Genomic DNA, 2,688 nt, shown 5'->3' on the forward strand with positions numbered 1-2,688 from the left:
YTYTAAGGTTGTTATTTTCAGAACTATCTTTTTGTAAAACCTTGATTGATGTTACTTTAACATTGTTTGGTAATGTAATTTTTTTATTTCCTCATCCTAATAAATTTAAATGATAAAAATTATTTCAATATATATTATTTTCTTCAATACAAGTTTCTGTGCTTAAATTTCTTTTATTTAAATTATTAATATTTCCACAACCATTTAATTGATTATACATAGCTATTGAAAAGATAAGAATTCTTCCTATGTTTACAAAGTCATTTAAATTTCCATTTTCATTTAAATGATTTATAGCATTTTGTGTTATAGAACCTCAATTTGTTATAATACTTCGATAATTTCCTCAACTACTAGTTGGTGATTGAGTATCATAATTTTCTATTATATTATCTCGTACTTGTCTAAAACGAATACTTTCTGAAGTTGCTAAAATAACACGCGCCAAAGAACCTCTAATAATTCCAATTGCTGGTGGTCTGTTTGTTCCTACATTAGTAAGTTGAAAAAATGCATCTTGTATTCCTGTTCAACTAATATTTGCTTCATCGGAAGGCAAAAGCGTATTATAGTTTGAATCAAAACCTAAATTATGATTTTCTACTACATCATTGATATTTTGTATTAAAGCATCATCAAAAAATCAATAATGTCTTTCTGTGTGATTATTATTTTCTATATTATTTACAAAACCTTGTAGATATAAATCAGAAGTTCTAAAAACTAATTCTAGATGTCTACTATCATCTAATATAATAGGCACTATAAAATAATTAAAACTAGTATTTTTATTTAATACAAAATAATTTGTATTACAAGAAATTGGGGCATTTTGTTCATCATTAACAGGTAAAATTACTCCCTTTTTAACCAATTCACTAAGAATTAAACATAATTCTTTGAAATATTTTTTTACATCATAATTAATATTTAAAGTTTTTGATAATTTAAAGTTATTTGAATTATTTCTTTTATTTCTATTTAAAGTTTCTAAATTATTTGTTTGTAAATAATTAATATCACTATTTAATTGTTTTTCTTTTTGATAAGGACTAGCGGCAATTGTTGTTGGTACAGCAGCTCCACTAATAGTTAATACACTTAATAAACTTAAAAGTTTTTTCATTTTATATAATTTCCTTTCTTATCTTGAAACTTTTTTATCAAGATCTATTGACATTATATATATATATATATATATACAAGCACTTTTTAAACATATTTGAGAAAGGAATTTATTTAAATGATTATTATTGTGATTATATTGTACTAATCTGGGCTCGCGGTGATTTCCATAATTTTGTGAAAAATAACTTAAAGTTTAAAAAAACTTTTGCCACACTTTTCAAAACACTTGGGAAAAATTCTAAGCGTTAAGCGAAGAATTTTATAAAGGTTCCCAAATTTGTTTGAAAGAACCTCAAAATCTTTTTTAACTTGTAAGTCATTTTATCACAAAAATTTAAGAAAATCAACCGCTCGCCCAAAACAACAAAAAAACTATATAATTAGTTTTGTATATAAAAGAAAGGATTTTTTAAAATGGATAAAACAAAGCATCATTTTACTTTTAAAGAAAGAGTAATGTTAAAAGATTTATTAGAATTTGATTCTTTAAAAAGAAAAAAAGGTAAACCCAATATATCTAAAATAGCAAAAATATTGCATAAAAATCGCAATACAATTAGACGAGAAATAAAAAAGTTAAAAGATAATGAATATGACGCTAAATTAGCACACGAAGATTATTTACAAAAACGACAAAAATGTTTTAAAAAATCATCATTATTGCTAAATATTTTAGAATGACTAGATGAAAAATATAACAAATTTCATGATTCACCAGAACAAATCTGTAAAAAATATGAAAAAGAGTTTGGTGTTAAATTTCCGGTATGTTTTAAAACTTTATATAAATATATTCATTTGGGATTTTTAAATTTCAAGAAAGATAATTTGTATTTTCATGGTAGAAAATATAAAACAAAAAATAGAATTGATAACCGTGGAAAAATAAGAAATTTTAGAACTATTGAAGAAGCAAAACATGATAAATATGAATTTGGTTGGTTTCAAATGGATACTATGGTTGGTAAAAACAATAGTGTTTGTTTAGTTTTAATCGAAGAATTAACCCAATTTAAAATCATTGAACCATTAAAGGAAAAAACAACAAAAGAAGTTACAAACGCAGTAGAACGAATTTTTTCTAACAGATTTTTCAAAGATAGATGTAAAGGAATAATAACAGATCAAGGCAAAGAATTTGCTGATTGAGAAAAAATTGAAAAAATAACAAATGCTAAAGTATATTTTTGTGATGCTGGAACTCCAACACAAAAACCCAAAGTTGAAAGAGCAATTCGCGATTTTAGACATTGATTTTCCAAAGGAATTGATTTAAGTATTTATTCAAGAAATTATTATCAAGAAGTTGCTAATATAATAAACTCTAAACTTAAAAAAACTTTACATTGACTATCTTCAAAAGAAGTTTTTCTACAAATGTTTAATTTTTAAATATAATTACTTATAAAATTTTAATCATTTTATTTTTCAGTGTGCCAAAATTCATAAATTTAAGACAAAAATACTAAATTTTTTTAAAATAAATTATATTGAACATTTATTTTATTGATGTTATAATGATAACAAATAAACTGCTACACTTCATAGTACAATTTAWAT

General features: G+C 23.1%; 2 protein-coding genes. One reads left to right on the plus strand and one right to left on the minus strand.

Annotation, left to right across the window (positions count from 1 at the left end; all coding sequences use genetic code 4):
* Positions 1-1,126: ribosome-inactivating family protein (locus tag EHV01_RS04595; RefSeq protein ID WP_422066415.1), on the minus strand; the 1,126-nt coding region annotated here is incomplete at its 3' end.
* A gap of 416 nt (positions 1,127-1,542) precedes the next feature.
* Here EHV01_RS04595 and EHV01_RS04600 point away from each other — a divergent pair.
* Entirely contained in the window at positions 1,543-2,520 is a 978-nt protein-coding gene (locus tag EHV01_RS04600) for an IS30 family transposase (protein ID WP_422066416.1), read from the plus strand.
* Positions 2,521-2,688: the final 168 nt, after the last annotated feature.

Origin of the sequence: Spiroplasma sp. hy2, assembly GCF_044714365.1 — a bacterium.
GTDB classification, from domain to species: domain Bacteria; phylum Bacillota_I; class Bacilli_A; order Mycoplasmatales; family Mycoplasmataceae; genus Spiroplasma; species Spiroplasma phoeniceum.